Origin of the sequence: Lysinibacillus sp. fls2-241-R2A-57, from assembly GCF_030209535.1 — a bacterium.
In the GTDB taxonomy this organism is placed as follows: domain Bacteria; phylum Bacillota; class Bacilli; order Bacillales_A; family Planococcaceae; genus Lysinibacillus.
The window spans coordinates 1-16,607 of the sequence record NZ_JARVRU010000013.1 but is presented as its reverse complement, the minus strand read 5'-3'; the positions used below and the strand labels follow the sequence as shown (position 1 = coordinate 16,607).

Here is a 16,607-nt window from a genome sequence, read left to right as displayed (position 1 = left end):
GAGGAATTTCAATGGATGATCGTACATTTCGAGATGCGATGGGTAAATTTGCAACCGGTGTAACAGTTATTACAACGGACATTGATGGAGAGCCTCATGGCATGACGGCAAATGCCTTCATGTCAGTGTCGCTAAACCCGAAACTCGTACTAATATCGATTAAAGAAAATGCAAAAATGCTGGATAAAATCAACCGCTCCGGTAAATTTGCGGTAAATATTTTATCGGAAGACCAGCAAGAAGTTTCTATGTTATTTGCCGGCCAGATCAAAGAAAAGCGTGAACCGGAATTTGACCGCCTAAACGAAATCTCGGTAGTAAAGGATGCGCTAGCAAATATTGTATGCAATGTATATGGAAAGCAAGTAGCTGGTGACCATACGCTGTTCATTGGAGAAGTAGAAGAGATTGTCCTTCGTGAAGGAAATCCTCTGACATTCTTTACAGGGAAATATGGCCAGATCGCTGCACCGCAGTTAACTTAACATAAAAGGAGAGGGCAAACGATGGAGACAATTTATATCAAAAGCAAAAGTTCAATTGATAAATCAAAGTTCACTGAAAAGGAAACTTGTGTTTTGGCCCTTGGTTTTTTTGATGGCGTTCACATCGGTCATCAAAGAATTCTTGAAACAGCAAAACGAATTGCTGTGCAAAAACAATGCGCTTTTGGTGTTATGACGTTTTATCCGCACCCAAAAGATATACTCTTTCCTCATATGGAGCCAATGACTTATTTAACTCCGCTTCCTTTGAAAGAAGATCGATTTGAAAAGCTGGGTGTTGAGAAATTATTTGTTGTTGAGTTTAGCCCTGAGTTTGCCCGTCTTTCTCCTAACGATTTTGTTGCACAATACATTATAGGACTTGGATGTATACATGTTGTAGCAGGCTTTGATTATCATTATGGCTATAAAGGACTCGGTAGTATGAAAACGTTATCAGAGTATAATCCCGGAAGTTTGGAAGTAACGACTGTTCCAAAGATCCAACATGAAGATGAAAAAATTAGTTCAACAGCAATCCGAAAATTGCTCGATGAAGGTCATGTGCAAAAGATTCCTATGTATTTGGGCGATTTTTATGAAATTAATGGAGAAGTAAATCAAAGTTCCCTTTTTTACAAAAAACATCAGTTTCTTAAATTAATAGTAGAAAAGAAATACCGAATGCCTAAACCTGGTATTTACCATATTCAAGTTGAAATAGATGGTAATAATTATGATGGAACCTGCCACCAAATATCTATAAATGAGCAACACCCTTCATTATTAATACAATTAAAAGATTGTTCTGTATACCCATACAAGAAGCGGATTAAGATAAAGTGGCTAAATTATAAATATGGCAAGCAGAATGAGTCATACGGAATGAATGAATACATGAAAAAAGATGAGCTAGTGATCTAATGAATAGTAAGCTATAACAGAAAGGAGTAGACTATGAATTTAAAAGTGCAGGCAAGAAAGAAAAACTTATACATTGATGGTCAATGGAAAGAAGTCACTGAACATGCATCTCTAACATCTCCATACTCTGGAGATGTTATTGCGTATATTCCTAAGGCTAATGAAAAAGAAGTGAATGAGGCAATTGAAGCTGCATGTCGTGCAAAAACAGTAATGGCGAAAATGCCAGCTCACGAACGTGCTGCAATTTTGGAACGTTTGGTAGCTTTGTTTGAGCAGCGTTTAGATGAAGCTGCAGAAATTATCGCGTTAGAGGCAGCTAAACCAATTGCTACTGCAATCGATGAAGTGAAACGTACAATACAAACGTATAAGTTTGCAGCTGAAGAAGCAAAGCGAATTCATGGGGAAACACTTCCATTGGATGCTGCACCAGGTGGAGAAAAACGAGTAGCATATACGGTGCGTGAACCTATTGGGGTTATTGGAGCGATTACTCCATTTAATTTCCCGATGAATTTAGTTGCCCATAAAGTAGGTCCTGCCATTGCAGCAGGAAATACAATTGTATTAAAACCAGCATCTCAAACTCCACTATCTTCTTTCTTTTTAGCAGAGTTGTTACAGGAGGCTGGTTTACCTAATGGAGCTCTTAATATTATTACTGGAAGCGGAAGAGTCGTGGGGGATAAAATCGTGACCGATGATAGAATTGCAGCTATTACATTTACGGGAAGCCCAGCTGTTGGGATTGGTATTCGAAACAAAGCAGGACTGAAGCGCGTGACATTAGAACTGGGTTCAAATGCAGCCGTTATTATTGATAAAGGGATCGATATTGATTCAATTATTAATCGTTGTGTAAAGGGAGCCTTTTCATTCCAAGGACAAGTATGTATATCATTACAACGAATTTATATTCATGAAAGTTTGTACGAAACTTTTGTGCAAAAATTCGTTGAAGCAACTCAACAACTCAAAATTGGTGACCCTTTAGATCCAAGTACGGATGTTTCAGCGCTTATTTCAAAAGGAGATGTGGAACGTACTTTAGATTGGATTCATGATGCGAAACAACATGGAGCAGAAGTAGCAACTGGGGGAATTGCAAAAGGGAATATTCTATTGCCAACGGTATTATTAAATGCAGAGTCTTCTTTAAAAGTTTCGTGTCAAGAAGTGTTTGCTCCAATTGTTATCATCAATAAAGTTCAAGCAGTAGAGGAAGCAATTGAGCAAGTAAATGATTCGCGATATGGTCTCCAAGCGGGAATCTACACGGATAATGTTCATACAGCGTTAACTGCAGCTGAGAACCTTCATGTTGGTGGCGTAATGATTAATGACATTCCAACGTTTCGTGTAGATAACATGCCTTATGGAGGTGTGAAGGAAAGTGGAGTTGGAAGAGAAGGAATAAAATATGCTGTAGAGGAAATGACAGAGCTAAAGCTAGTGGTTTTTAATAGAAATTAAAAATCGAAGAATTAGAAGCATTTAAGAACCCTATTAAATTATTAGGAAAGAGGTGCTATCAATTTGGAACTAGTAAAAGAACAGAGTAGTGTAAAAAAATGCATCGAACAACAAGACAACAAACAAATAGATTATGACAAAATTGCCACTTCGGAGGATTTTAAACAACTACTTTTATATAAGAAAAAGTTTATTATTCCATATACAATTTTTTATTTGGCTTATTCACTAGCTTTACCATTCCTAGCCTTGTTTACAAATATATTAAATGTCCAAGTAATAGGAGACATTACGTTGGCGTGGATTTATGGTATTTCAATTATCTTTATGTCATTTGGGGTGTGCAGTGTTTATGTAAAGAAGTCTGCTGAATTTGACGAAAAGGTAAAGAAAATCTTAGTAAAAGAGGGGCTGTAGACATATGGGATGGGATATTATTCTTCTTTTTGTACTCATGTCAATAGGGGTACTTTTCATTACGTACTATGCTTCCAAAAAAACAAAAACGGCAGGTTCTTTTTATACAGCTGGAGGTGGTCTGACTGCTAGGCAAAATGGTCTTGCTTTAGCTGGAGACTTTATGTCTGCATCTACCTTTTTAGGGTTAATTGGGGCCTTTTCTTTAACGGGATATGACGGATTTTTCCTCATGTACGGTGCCCTTGTTTCTTTTCTTGTCATTTTATTTTTAGTTGCAGAACCATTAAGGAATCTTGGGAAATATACGTTAGGTGATATGATTACTGCTCGATTTAAGTTTAAACAAGTACGAGGTGTAACTGCCTTCAATACAATAATCATCTCAGTTTTTTATATGCTTGGACAGCTTGTTGCTGCAGGAGCTTTATTCAAATTATTATTAGGTATTCCGTATAATACTTCAGTCCTTATTGTTGGTGTTGCTATGTTAGCTTTTGTTTTGTTTGGAGGAATGACCGCAACAAGCTGGGTTCAAATTATTAAAGCCGTTCTTTTAGTAGGTGGAACCTTTATTATGTTTGTAATGGTTATGTGGAAATTTAATTTTAATTTTATTGGCATTTTTACTGATATGAAAACAGCCACTCCTTTTGGAATTGATTACTTAAATCCTGGTTTAAAATATAAAAACGGTTGGGATGCAGCTTCTTTAACACTTGGGCTCATTCTTGGGACAGCGGGTCTACCCCATGTATTAGTTCGCTTTTTAACTGTACCTAATGCTCGGGTTGCCAGAAAGTCAGTTGTTTGGCTTATGTGGATCATGGGACTCTTCCACATTGTGGTCATCTTCCTCGGGTTTGGAGCAGCAAAACTAGTTGGAACTTCGAATATTATAGAGGCAAATCCAGCAGGAAATATGGCAGCGCCATTATTAGCAAAGTATATTGGCGGAGACCTTATGTTTGCTTTCATTTCTGCGGTTTCTTTTGCTACTATTCTCGCAGTTGTTGCTGGTATTGTGGTTACGGGAGCAACAGCATTTTCCCATGACTTTTATAACGAAATTTTAAAAGACGGGAAAGCAACCGAAAAACAGCAAATGTTTATGGTACGTCTTGCATCGATTCTCATCACTGCAATAGCCATAGCCTTATCACTATTTCTTCAAAATTTTAATGTGGCCTTTTTATCTTCAATCGCTCTAACATTAGCAGCGAGTTCGAATTTACCAGTTATTTTATTAACTATTTTTTGGAGAAAATTCAATAAAGCTGGAGCAATCTTTGGGATGCTTATAGGATTGATTAGCACGATTGGTCTGGTTATGTTAAGTCCAAACGTTTGGAATCCAGAACCAGGTGTAGCCTTATTTACTGGGAATCCTATTTTCCCTCTTGCATCACCAGGAATTGTTTCTATACCATTAGGTTTCTTAGGTTGCTATATTGGCACATTTATAGGGGCCCGTAAGTCAAAAAATGTAGAGGATAATTTTTCAGAAATTATCGTTAAGTCAAATATAGGTAATGATGTTAAAGGTGTAGTTAATCATTAGTAATAGTTTTGCTAACTCAATATGATTAAGTAATCATCAGAAGAATTTACGAGAGTTTATGAGAGGAGTGAATAGTTATGAGTAAGGCAATTATTAAATTTAGTGAAACCCTTCATACAAAAGAAGTGGAAGTAGATCTTAAAAGCAATACAATTATTCTCGGTGATAGAAATTTAACAGTAGAGCAGTCCTCTTTGGAGGCGCCAATTTGGGGTACAGTATATGGGGCTTTATTAAATTATAGTGGCGAGCTTAAAGCATTAGGTTCATCGTTAACTAATGAACCTTATAAACAGCCCCCGAAAGCGCCTGTCTTATATATAAAACCGGTGAACACCATTACTGGATTTAAATCTTCAATTCCATTACCTGAGGATACATCTCATCTGCAAGTAGGTGCCTCATTAGGCATCGTCATTGGGAAAAATGCTACTCGTGTAACAGAAGAAAAAGCTTTAGATTATGTATTAGGATACACCATTGTAAATGATGTGAGTATTCCACATGAAAATTTTTATCGACCAGCTATTAAACAAAAAGCAAGAGATAACTTTTGCCCTGTAGGTCCATGGATTATTGAACGCGATGCAATCTCTGACCCTAATAAGTTGACGATTACTGTATTCGTTAACGATGAATTAAAACAAAAGAATACAACGGCTAATTTAATTCGTCCTGTATCACGACTGATTTCTGAAATTTCTGAATTTATGACGTTGTATGAGGGAGATGTTTTACTGGTTGGGGTACCTGAAAATCCTCCCCTTGTGAAAGAGGGAGATCGAGTACGAATTGAAATCGATGGAATCGGTTATTTAGAAAATACAGTTAAATGAGAATCTCATTGTTTTGTAAAGGAGAGCGATTATTATGAAACATGCACGTGTAGTATTTCAGGATGTCATTCATCACGCAATTGAAACAACTGATGGTCACCTGAAACTAGATAATGGACAAATTGTTTCTGAGGAGGAAGTGGTCTGGCTACCGCCTGTCCAACCTAGAACCGTTTTTGCTTTAGGACTAAATTATGCAGATCATGCAAAGGAACTTGCTTTTGAAGCACCAACAGAACCTTTAGTATTTCTAAAAGGTCCTAATACTTTTATTGGTCATCGAGGTCAGACTTACCGACCGGCTGAGGCTACCAATATGCATTATGAATGTGAACTTGCAGTTGTCATTGGGCGTTCAGGGACTAACATTAAACGAGAAGATGCTTATGATTATGTAGCAGGATATACCGTTGCAAATGACTATGCCATCCGTGATTATTTAGAAAACTATTATCGTCCGAACTTAAAAGTAAAGAATAGAGATACTTGCACACCGATCGGTCCATGGCTAGTCGATGCAAAAGATATTGAAGATCCTATGAATCTTACATTGCGTACTTATGTAAATGGAAAAATTACGCAGGAAGGCACAACGAAAGATATGATTTTTAGTATTCCGCAATTAATTGAGTATTTAAGTAGTTTTATGACATTAAATAAAAACGATATTATCCTTACTGGTACGCCTGAGGGCTTAGTTGATACAAAGGAAGGAGATGAAGTCATTACTGAAATTGAAGGAGTGGGACGACTAGTAAATACCGTTATTAGTGAAAAATATTTCTTAAGAACGGAAAGTGATAACGCCATTTTTAGTTAGTGAAAGGGATGAAAACATGCCGCATTTTATTGTTGAGTATACCGAAAACATAAAGAAAGAAGCAGACATTCCGAATTTGCTTAAAAAAGTGAATGATGTTTTGATTAGCCGTAGTAATCTTTTTCCGACTGGAGGAATTCGATCAAGAGCAGTTGAACTTCAAGATTACCGAGTAGCAGATGGAGCGGAAGATGATGCATTTGTTCATGCTATATTAAAAATAGGGGCGGGGAGATCGGCTGAAAATAAGAAAGAAACTTGTGACGAACTATTCGAAGTAATCAAGGATCATTTTGCTGATCTATTTACTAGGCGATATCTGGCATTATCTATGGAATTGATTGAATTCAGTGAGGAAGGTACTTACAAGTATAACAATATTCATAAGCGTTTTAAAAAGTAAGAGGGCTGAAAGTCAATCTGCGTTCAAGGTAATAGATTGATTGTAATGAAACAGAAACAAAAGCAAAAACAGAAGTTATATAAACACTATTTATGTTATTGATTAGAACTTTTGCATAGTTCCGCTTTTTACAATAAAAAATAATTAATTCCGCTTACAATTTAGGTTACATCGTGTTAAAGATAGATTTTCATTTCAGGAAGGGGACTTTAAATGACAAAGAATCTGGCTGTAGATGTGAACTGCATTGAATGGGCAAGTAAAATAAACAAAAGTTATATTGGAGGTCAATGGGTAGATGGTGGCAGTAAAAGAACTTATTCAATAAAGGATCCATATGATCAATCAACTATTACATCTGTAGAATTAGCGAATGTAGAGCAAATAAAAGACGCTTATCACAAAGCAAAAGCAGCACAAAAGGAATGGGCTAAATCTACGCCAGAACAAAGAAGAGAAGTTTTAACGAGAGCATTAGACTATTTAGAGGAAAATAAAGATCATATTTTGGAATTAATTACACGAGAAACAGGTGGAACACTACTTAAAGCTCATATTGAGTTTGGCTTTGGGGTTAGTGACATAAAAGATTCGATTAAAATGGTTGATGAAATATACACACCCAAAAATTATGCATCTACTACACCTGGAAAGGTTAGCCGTGTATATCGATTACCTTTAGGTGTTATTACGTCCATCACACCTTTTAACTTTCCATTTAACATGGCAACAAGAACAATTTTCCCTGCCATTGCTCTCGGGAACAGTGTTGTTCATAAACCAGATCTCCAAGTTGGAATAGTTGGTGGACAAATTTTTGCAAAGGCTTTCGAAGAAGCTGGACTTCCTGCTGGAGTGTTTAATTCCATTTTAACCGATCTTCAAGAATCAGGAGATGAATTCCTGTTAAATACGAATTCTTCGTTTATCAGTTTTACAGGATCAACTGCAGTAGGAAAACATATTAATAAGGTAACAGGCGGAACATTAAAACAAATGGCATTAGAACTTGGAGGCAATAATCCTTTATTAGTTTTAAGAGATGCCGACGTTGAACAAGCAGTGAAAGTCGCCATCTTCGGGAAATTTTTGCATAGTGGCCAAATCTGTGCGATTACAAACCGAATTATTGTTAATAGAGATATTTATGATGAATTTATTGCTAGATACGTAGAAAAAGTAAAGGGATTAACAGTAGGAGACCCAAAGGATCCTAACACAATTATTGGACCTGTTATAAATGAAAAACAAGCTGATAAAATCATGGATTTAGTTAATAAAGCAAAGGAAAGTGGATTAACAGTTGCTGTAGAAGGTGAACGTACAGGGAATGTTATTTCTCCATTTGTATTTGTTGATGTACCTAATGATTCAAGTCTTGCATCTTTTGAAATCTTCGGTCCTGTTGCACAAATTATTCAGGCTGAAAGTGATGAAGAGGCCATTCGTTTTGCCAATGATACGGAATATGGATTATCCTCTGCTATTATAACTAGTGACGTAGAAAGAGGGGAAAAATTAGCTCTTGAGATTGAATCTGGTACAACACATATAAATGATATGCCTGCAGTGCTAGAAGGAAATGTTCCATTTGGTGGAGTGAAACAAAGTGGAATTGGGCGTTTTGGATATGAATGGATTGTAGATGAGTTTACTGTTACGAAATGGGTATCTGTACAGACGAGTAAATTAGATTATCCGTTTTAGGATTACAGCGAAATTCAAGTAACTATAGCTTGATACGATTAAGAGGATATTAATAGATTTGAAGATATTTCTCAATAAAACATTGAACCGTTAATAAACCTGTTGTTAGAAAAGCCTGTAACCTTGAGTTGGCAAGGGATACAGGCTTTAAACATAGCTACCGATAATGTTTATGAATGTGAAAGAGCTCTTAATTGCTGTTTTCAAATTTTCCCACTTTTCGTTTTTAGTAACTCGTCTACTTTTTCAAAGAATTTAGGAATTTTATATGGAGTCAAATGTAATTTACAATAGTTTCTTAATTCTTCTTCACCAATAGGATCTATTGGATTTTAAGGCCATTAATTCTTTGCCCATGATTGGATCAGGAACTACAATGACACTTGCTTCAAATAACTTGGGATATGAATATAGAACTTCTTTAATTTCCCTTGGATAAATAGTGAGTCTACCTACATCTTTTTTCGATCTAAAATAAAGAAATAACCATCTTTATCAAATAAAAAATTAGTAGCACAGAGGGAAGAAGGTTGATTATTAGAATTTTCTAAAAGTTTCATTAAGACTTTTACTGTCTATGCATGAAGTACAACACCCTTTCAGACAATTAAGGTAGCAAAAGCTATCTCTTGTCTGACCTTACTTTCATCATCTCATGTCTAAATAAGGGCTACACACTGCATGGGCTTTCTCATTCGGAAAATCTGTAAAGAAAAATAGTAAACCGTTGATTTAGCTGTTATTAAATTAACCTAGGAAATAATCACATATTAAGTATTAATTTGTAAGCGTTTACTAATTTGTATTACAGGGGGTATAAAGTTGATTAGTCCTTTAAATTCGAAAATAATTAGTTACTTGCCGTCTCAGCCTGCCTTTGAATTTCAGACAGAGTACTATACTGAACAAAAAGTTAGAATTAAACCAAATCAACCACCTATTCTGTTTTACCAATTTAAAATGGGAGGGGGAAGTAGTTAAATTTCTGTTATCCCGGATGGGTGTATCGATATTCTCATTAATTGTGATCAGCATTACGGTAATATTTGTGGAAGCGTTACTAAAAGTAGAGTGATTAACCTTCTCCCAAACAGTAGATACTTTGGTATTCGTTTTCTACCATGCCTAGATATTAAGAAAATAAAATTCGATATAAAAGACCTTACAGATAAAGAAGTTTCCTTAAATGAAATGTTTCCTGTAAATACGAATATCTTAGAAAGGGTAGTAACCGAAGAAAGTTTTATGGAGAAAGTCAATATATTCAACGAAATATTGGAAAGTCAAATTTTTGAGATTGATAAATCAACAAAACTAATAAAACAAGCATTATATAATATATACGCGACAAGAGGTAATATTACCATAACTCAACTTGCAGAAGAAGTAGGATATTCAACTAGATATTTAAGAAAACAATTTGAAGACCATATTGGAATTTCCCCAAAATTTTTTAGCCAAATAGTAAGATTTCAATCATCACTAAATATGCTTCTGAGGGCAACTCACTTTACGTTAAATGATGTTATTTATGAGAATGGTTATTATGACCAAGCCCATTTGATTCATGAGTTTCGGAATTTTGGATGCATGACACCTTATCAATTAACAGGGCAAAAGAGTAGCCTAAAAACCTGCAAAATAATGTTTGTATAGCTAAAGCAATTACTTATTTGAGTAATTGCTTTTTTAAGTGCGCCTGGCATGCGTATATTAGAAGAGTTTATGAATGAAAATTTAGAATGTTCCGATTTTTACAATATCAAATTATCATAATTTGATAATCTGTAATTAATATAAAAGAATGCTTCTTTTTCCTACTACAGTTTAAAGAAAAAGTTGACATCAACAAAACAAAAGAGGGGGAGTCAGATGAATGACGAAATACCAACTGTTTAATGGTAATTGGGTTGAGGCTGTGTCAGGCAGAACATTTGAGTCTGTTAATTCTAGAACTGGAAAGTGAACGCCATATTATCCGAGGCCGGACCGGAAGATGTGGACCTTTTCAGGGGGAGAACTTTAGAAGGGTAACGCTTTTTATAAATAACAAAATGATAATAACACCAATGGGGGTAGGGAATATAGAAACACAAAAATCAATAGAGAACATTCAAACTTTATCAGATGGGCAAAGTCTAAAGAGAAGTTTAAAGATGCGAGATTTAGTTATTTTTGGTCTTGGCTTTATGGCACCAGTTGCAGCGATGTCAATGTTTGGAATTATCACATTGGTATCGCAGGGCCATTCTGTCCTCTCATATGTTCTTGGTTTTGTTGCAATGTTATTTACGGCGTACAGTTTCGGTAAAATGGTTGAAGCTTACCCAGTTGCAGGCTCAACCTATACCTACGCCCATAAAGCGTTACACCCTAAAATAGGATTTATAGCTGGATGGGGAATGCTCCTTGATTATCTGTTGATACCCATGTTAACTTTTTTGATCAGTGCAAATTTTGCAAACGCCCTTGTACCAAGCATTCCAGTTTGGGGGTGGGTTCTCATTTTCGCTATCCCAATCACGATTGTAAATATAATTGGAATTGATATAGCAGCTAAGTTGAATTCAGTTTTAGTGCTCCTCATGATTATCGCGGTGATTGCCTTCGTTTCCAGCGCAAGTCACTATATTATAACGGGCGATTTAAATTTACTAAACTATAAGGCAATTTATGATGGTGATTCATTTTCAATAGGAGCTGTTATTGGCGGGGCAGCTATTGTTATTGTCGCTTACCTAGGTTTTGATGCTATTACAACCTTGGCTGAAGAGACGAACGTAGGGGGGAATAAAATTGGTTTGGCCATTTTGTTTACATGTGTCATTCAAACGGTATTTTATGTTTCCGTCACTTATTTAGCAGTGATTCTTGTAGGAAATTATTTAGCTATTGATAATCCCGACACAGCCTTCTTCAACGTGTTAGAGACTATAGGGGGCGGGTTTCTTCAGACTTATATTACACTTACGATTATCGCATCTGGAATTGCAAGCGCCTTAGCTAGCCAATCAGCTTCAAGTCGTCTGCTCTTGGGGATGGGACGTGACAATGTCGTTCCTCAAAAATTTTTTAGCTATATCCATCCAAAGTATAAAACACCGATTAATAATATTTTACTAATGTCAATAATTGGAATTAACGGTGCGGTATCTTTGAATCTGCAAATTGTATCCGACTTAGTTGCATTTGGTGGATTATTAGGATTTGCCTTCGTGAATATTTGTGTAATTAATCATTACTATTTGAAAAATAAGCAAAAAAATATCGTTAAATATTTGATTATTCCATTAATCGGAATGTTAATTTGTCTTTATATCTTGTGGGGGCTTTCAACAGCCGGAAAAATAGTTGGATTTACCTGGATGGGAGTTGGTGTTTGTTATTTCGCAATTCAATCCCTGTATTCAAAAGAATCCAAGAAACTCTTAACAGATATAGAAGGGCGGAATATTAGTTAAATAAAATAACAATGCTTAATTATATTTGTCTATTAAATATTAAAGGAGGAATAAATATGCAATACGTTACAAAGCGGAAGAACCTAAGTAAATTGGAATTATCAGAACTTGATAAAAAACATTATTTGCATCCAACTACACCACCAAGAGCTCATTATTTATCAGGGCCATCAACAATCTTTACAGAAGGCAAAGGAATTTATCTGAAAGACATAGAGGGGAAAGAGCGTATTGATGGGGTTTCGATGCTTTGGAATGTTAACCTTGGCTATGGGAATGAAGAGCTTGCTGAGGTAGCAAAACAGCAGATGTTAAAACTTTCTTACAGCTCTTCATTCAGCGGACAATCCAATGAACCCGCTATCCTTTTAGCACAGAAAGTGGCCTCATTAGCACCTGGTGATTTGAATGTTTGCTTCTTCACATCGGGAGGTTCGGAATCTAATGATACAGCCTTTAAATTAGCCCGTTTTTATTGGAAAGTAAAAGGTCAGCCAGAGAAAACTAAAATTATTTCTCTTGAACAATCTTTCCATGGGGTTACAGTAGGAGCCACAAGTGCTACCGGAATCGAGGGATTCAACAAATTTACGACTTCCAATGCTCCTAACTTCCTTACAGCTGCAGCGCATGATTTGAATGCAGAACTTGGTGACAAAACTGATCCAAATTACTCACGTTCTATTCGTGGGATAATTGAATCAGAAGGCTCCGACACCATAGCCGCTGTCATTCTGGAGCCAATCCAAGGTGCAGGCGGGGTAAGGTTCCCACCTGACGGATATCTTCAAGCTGTTCGCGAACTTTGCGATGAACACAACATTTTGCTTATTGCAGATGAGGTGATTTGTGGGTTTGGGAGAACCGGAAAGACATTTGGTGTTGATAATTGGAACATTGTTCCGGATCTTCTATGTGTTGCAAAAGGAATCTCAAGTGGCTACGCTCACCTGGGTGCCGTAATTATGAGAGAACATGTAAGAGAAGCATTTATTCAATCAGATGAAATGATGTTCCATGGATTCACATATAGTGGACATCCAATGGCTTGCGCAGTTGGCTTGAAGACACTTGAGATATTAGAGAGAGATCAAATTGTTGAGAATAGTAGACTTCGCGGTGAAGAATTATTAACAGGACTTAAGTATCTCGAAAGCAATCATAAATATATAACGAATGTAAGAGGTCTTGGTCTACTTGCCGGTATTGAGCTAGTTAAAGATCCTGAAAACGGCATCTCATTTGATCCGTCGGTACACGCCGCGGCTTTGTATACAGATATATGCATGGACTTAGGGCTGCAATTGCGTTACTTCGATTGGAAGGGAACAAATACGGTTGCTCTTGCTCCACCGCTTATTATTACAAGCCAACAGGTTGAAGAGATTATTAACAGAATGTCTGAGGCACTTAAAAGGTTCGAAAAACAAATTTAATTCACGCAGCATTACTAGATAGAATTAATAACAATTAATATATGCATAACGAAGATTTGTTTTAAACATTTGGGAGTATAAGAACAAACGCTATAATAAGAAAAAGTAGCAATCAAAAGGTCCTAAAGGTGATAAAGAAGACCCAGGTATCAAAGGAGATTCAGAAGATGCAAGTAATATCCCTGATGCTTCCACTTCAGTTATTTCTTGTGCAACGGTAACAGGTACAACTAAATAATAATAGTAAAACCCAGGTACTCAATTAATTTTGAGCCTGGGTTTTTTTGAATAAGTAATAGACCTTGTAATTTGAGAATTGGCTGGAATGGTAAATGAAATAAATATATCAATAAATGTTAATTTGAGATAATGTTAATCTAAAGAAGAAGGTTGTAGTCTGTGAAGTAGATTTACAAGGGGGGACTATTTTGAAAAAGAAATATAGTTTGATAATTACATTTTTACTATGCTGCGGTTTATTAATTACATGTAACTCAAATAGTAAAGTTAAAGCAACTTTTATAGGGGTGATTGAAGAGATGATAAATGATCGGGAAGCTTTTGTTTATGTAAATAAAACAGAAGACAGTCCAGTTTATGGAATAATTTATGTAAACCTTGCAAAGAATCTAGACGAAACATTTCAGGTTGGTGATAAGGTGAAAGTTGGATATGATGGTACAGTTCAAGGTACAGCACCACTTACGGTTACTACACTTTCTGTAGAATTAGTTGAGTGATTTTTAATATAGTAGTTGTACAATGTAGAGTTGCTCTTAGAAGACCAGTTATGGGGGTCTGCCTGTTTTAAATTTCACATCATATCCCACCATTTAAATAGGCTCTTCACCAAAACGTGTGGTTGATTTCCGTTCCGACTGGGCGCTTTGCCGCTGACGCTTCGCTTTCGCGCAGAGCAGAGCTTCCTGGGGGCGTCCGATGAGCCGCTTCACTCGCGTTGCTCGCTCCAGGGTCTCATCTGTGACGCTGATCCCCAAGGAGTCGCCCAGCCTTCACTCCAATCAACTAATATACAGCGCATATATTTATAAAAATGTCATCCACAACTTTTGGTGATGAGCCAGAAAATATAGCTCGATAAAATCAAATAATCTCTGAATAAAACTAAAGAAAATAACCGACAAACCCTTAATATATCAAAGGTTTATCGGCTATATTAAAATACGAATAGATACACCTGAATATTGCAATTCGTCAAGATGAACGATACGAATTAATTCAGCAATTTAAGGGAATAAAGAGGGAATACAACGTCATGGAAATCAGATATTCCTCTCCAATTTAAAAATACTCAGCAATGCTATCAAAAATATCAGAAGCATGTCTTATCATCTTCTGAGTTAAATGGACATAGCGGTCTTCAGTAATTGCAGATCTGCATTAAGATTTAGTATTTTACATTTGATATTAGTAAAGTTCCTTTTCCTCAAGTATATGAAGGGTTTCTTGTAAAAATAAATCTAGTTCTTCTTTATTTTCTAATAAAATACCGTCTTCTACACGGTCAAAACGAAATGCTCGAATAATGCTTTTTGTTTTAGCAGCATAAGTTTGTTCTAATGAGTTTAATGGGCGTTCGGTAATATATGATTCAAAAAATAATTTAAACCGTTCTATCGCATTTAAGTTTCCTTTGTATGGTACATGCCATGCATGATACACACCAACTGCAATACATTCATTTAAATAGACTTCATTACCAGCTAAATTAAAATCATAAATCGCTAATTTTCCATTGGGTTGTTTTAGCATGTTGTAATAACAAAAATCGCCTTGAACAGCCCCTTGAGGTAAACTACTCCAGACTTGTTTTAAACTTTGACGATATTCATTATATAAAAATTCAATTTTAGAAAAGATAGAGTAGGCTTTAAAATGAGTTTTAAAGTCTAAAAAGCTTAACTCATTTTCATCGTAATCCCCAAGGTTATCAGTTTGATTTCCACCAAATAAACTCCACGATGTAGCTGTGTTGAATGGAGTTGATAGTTGTTGAGAGATATAATGCTGAACACCTAGCAAACTGCCAATTTCAACAAGTTCTGTATCTGTTATAGTCTCAATAATTTCGCCCTTTACTTCTCTTTCTAATGAATATACTTTATCCTCAATTTCTACAACATAATAACCACTTTTAGATTTTACATATTGAGATACATTCATCCCTTTTCGCGACAGAGTATTAGCAAAATGACAACATTGTTCCCAATAGGTTTTATTAGCTTGCTCTCCTTTTAAGAAATATGTATACTCCGCTTCAATTTTTGCTAAAACCCTTTCACCCATTCTTAAAATCTCTATATCTTTGGGGATAACGTTGTAGTGACTACAAATATCTTTGATTTTTTGATTATCCATCTCTGCCTCCATATAGCTATATACAATTTTCTTAAATCTCTATGAAAGATTTATATAATTGGCTCATCACCAAAAGTTGTGGATGACATTTGTTATAACGTATACCATATAGGTTGATTTTCGTTCCGGCTGGATGCTCCCAGGAAAAGCGCTTAGCCGGAACGGAAATCAACCACACGTTATAGTGAAAAGCCATACAATTTCATTTTATAGGAAAAATTTACATTCGTCATATGAAAGCAGATAGATCACAAGTAAGTAATGGCATGGTAGTGGAACATTGTTGTATAGAGCTACAAGAGAAAAGGACCTATTGTAAACTTTAGTTGATAATATTCTAAAAAACTAGATCACGCGTGTTGATTAACCAAAATTATACAGTATTGAATGATTTATGTTCCAATGAAACACCAGGATTTCTTTCACCCTGATTCGCCATTCTATTGGCAGGGCAGCACAAAGAAACATCCGTGTAAAACCTACGAATGATAAGGGTTTGATATTATTTTTCTTAATCCCTTGAGTATGAAGAAATTTCAAACAAACATAGGCAATAAGGGCTGCGAATAGCTGATTGAATACAGCATTTTTTGTTGTCCCGAATAGAACAGGTACGTTCAAGTTTTGTTTAATCCAACGGAAAAAACTTTCAATCGCCCAACGTGACTTATACATGTTGGCAATTTCTTCAGCGGTGATATC

The 16,607-nt window shown here is 35.9% G+C and carries 17 protein-coding genes; 13 read left to right on the top strand and 4 right to left on the bottom strand.

Going from position 1 to position 16,607, the window contains the following annotated elements:
• Positions 1–11: 11 nt before the first annotated feature.
• The 9 genes from QRN68_RS02485 to QRN68_RS02445 all read left to right on the top strand — a co-directional run bounded on the left by QRN68_RS02485 (position 12) and on the right by QRN68_RS02445 (position 8,629).
• Positions 12–485, top strand: coding sequence for a flavin reductase family protein (locus QRN68_RS02485; RefSeq protein ID WP_285395087.1), 474 nt, complete (start codon positions 12–14; stop codon positions 483–485).
• 21 nt (positions 486–506) lie between these two features.
• Positions 507–1,409: an FAD synthetase family protein gene (locus tag QRN68_RS02480; protein ID WP_285395086.1), complete on the top strand. Its 903-nt coding sequence runs from the start codon at positions 507–509 to the stop codon at positions 1,407–1,409.
• A gap of 33 nt (positions 1,410–1,442) precedes the next feature.
• Positions 1,443–2,885 (top strand): aldehyde dehydrogenase family protein, encoded by a 1,443-nt coding sequence (locus tag QRN68_RS02475; protein WP_285395085.1) that lies wholly within the window; start codon positions 1,443–1,445, stop codon positions 2,883–2,885.
• 63 nt (positions 2,886–2,948) lie between these two features.
• Positions 2,949–3,302, top strand: a complete 354-nt coding sequence (locus QRN68_RS02470) for a DUF485 domain-containing protein (RefSeq protein ID WP_285395084.1) — start codon at positions 2,949–2,951, stop codon at positions 3,300–3,302.
• Between the two features lie 4 nt (positions 3,303–3,306).
• Positions 3,307–4,863: a solute symporter family protein gene (locus tag QRN68_RS02465; RefSeq protein WP_285395083.1), complete on the top strand. Its 1,557-nt coding sequence runs from the start codon at positions 3,307–3,309 to the stop codon at positions 4,861–4,863.
• A 77-nt stretch (positions 4,864–4,940) separates the two neighbouring features.
• A complete protein-coding gene (locus tag QRN68_RS02460; protein ID WP_285395082.1) occupies positions 4,941–5,699 on the top strand; it encodes a fumarylacetoacetate hydrolase family protein in 759 nt (252 codons plus the stop codon).
• A gap of 34 nt (positions 5,700–5,733) precedes the next feature.
• Positions 5,734–6,519 carry a fumarylacetoacetate hydrolase family protein gene (locus QRN68_RS02455; protein WP_285395081.1) on the top strand — a complete coding sequence of 262 codons (786 nt, stop codon included), beginning with the start codon at positions 5,734–5,736 and terminating at the stop codon, positions 6,517–6,519.
• A gap of 16 nt (positions 6,520–6,535) precedes the next feature.
• Positions 6,536–6,922, top strand: a complete 387-nt coding sequence (locus QRN68_RS02450) for a 5-carboxymethyl-2-hydroxymuconate Delta-isomerase (protein ID WP_285395080.1) — start codon at positions 6,536–6,538, stop codon at positions 6,920–6,922.
• 213 nt (positions 6,923–7,135) lie between these two features.
• Positions 7,136–8,629, top strand: coding sequence for an aldehyde dehydrogenase family protein (locus QRN68_RS02445; protein ID WP_285395079.1), 1,494 nt, complete (start codon positions 7,136–7,138; stop codon positions 8,627–8,629).
• Positions 8,630–8,832: 203 nt separating this feature from the next.
• On the opposite strand, the gene QRN68_RS26900 is transcribed toward QRN68_RS02445, so the two are convergent.
• Positions 8,833–8,946, bottom strand: a complete 114-nt coding sequence (locus QRN68_RS26900) for an AMP-binding enzyme (protein ID WP_350224334.1) — start codon at positions 8,944–8,946, stop codon at positions 8,833–8,835.
• 664 nt (positions 8,947–9,610) lie between these two features.
• On the opposite strand from QRN68_RS26900, the gene QRN68_RS02440 reads away from it, so the two are divergent.
• The 4 genes from QRN68_RS02440 (at position 9,611) to QRN68_RS02425 (ending at position 14,266) form a co-directional block, all read left to right on the top strand.
• A complete protein-coding gene (locus tag QRN68_RS02440) occupies positions 9,611–10,285 on the top strand; it encodes a helix-turn-helix domain-containing protein (protein ID WP_350224333.1) in 675 nt (224 codons plus the stop codon).
• A 413-nt stretch (positions 10,286–10,698) separates the two neighbouring features.
• A complete protein-coding gene (locus QRN68_RS02435) occupies positions 10,699–12,090 on the top strand; it encodes an APC family permease (protein ID WP_285395075.1) in 1,392 nt (463 codons plus the stop codon).
• Positions 12,091–12,146: 56 nt separating this feature from the next.
• Positions 12,147–13,526 (top strand): aminotransferase family protein, encoded by a 1,380-nt coding sequence (locus QRN68_RS02430; protein WP_285395074.1) that lies wholly within the window; start codon positions 12,147–12,149, stop codon positions 13,524–13,526.
• 428 nt (positions 13,527–13,954) lie between these two features.
• A complete protein-coding gene (locus QRN68_RS02425; protein WP_285395073.1) occupies positions 13,955–14,266 on the top strand; it encodes a hypothetical protein in 312 nt (103 codons plus the stop codon).
• Between the two features lie 93 nt (positions 14,267–14,359).
• Here QRN68_RS02425 and QRN68_RS02420 read toward each other — a convergent pair whose 3' ends face one another.
• The 3 genes from QRN68_RS02420 to QRN68_RS02410 all read right to left on the bottom strand — a co-directional run.
• Entirely contained in the window at positions 14,360–14,524 is a 165-nt protein-coding gene (locus QRN68_RS02420; RefSeq protein WP_285395072.1) for a hypothetical protein, read from the bottom strand.
• Positions 14,525–14,954: 430 nt separating this feature from the next.
• The gene (locus tag QRN68_RS02415) at positions 14,955–15,905 is read right to left on the bottom strand and encodes a protein kinase family protein (RefSeq protein WP_285395071.1); all 951 of its coding nucleotides are present in this window, start codon (positions 15,903–15,905) and stop codon (positions 14,955–14,957) included.
• Between the two features lie 363 nt (positions 15,906–16,268).
• Positions 16,269–16,607 (bottom strand): transposase (locus tag QRN68_RS02410; RefSeq protein ID WP_285395070.1); only part of this gene is annotated, 339 nt, incomplete at its 5' end.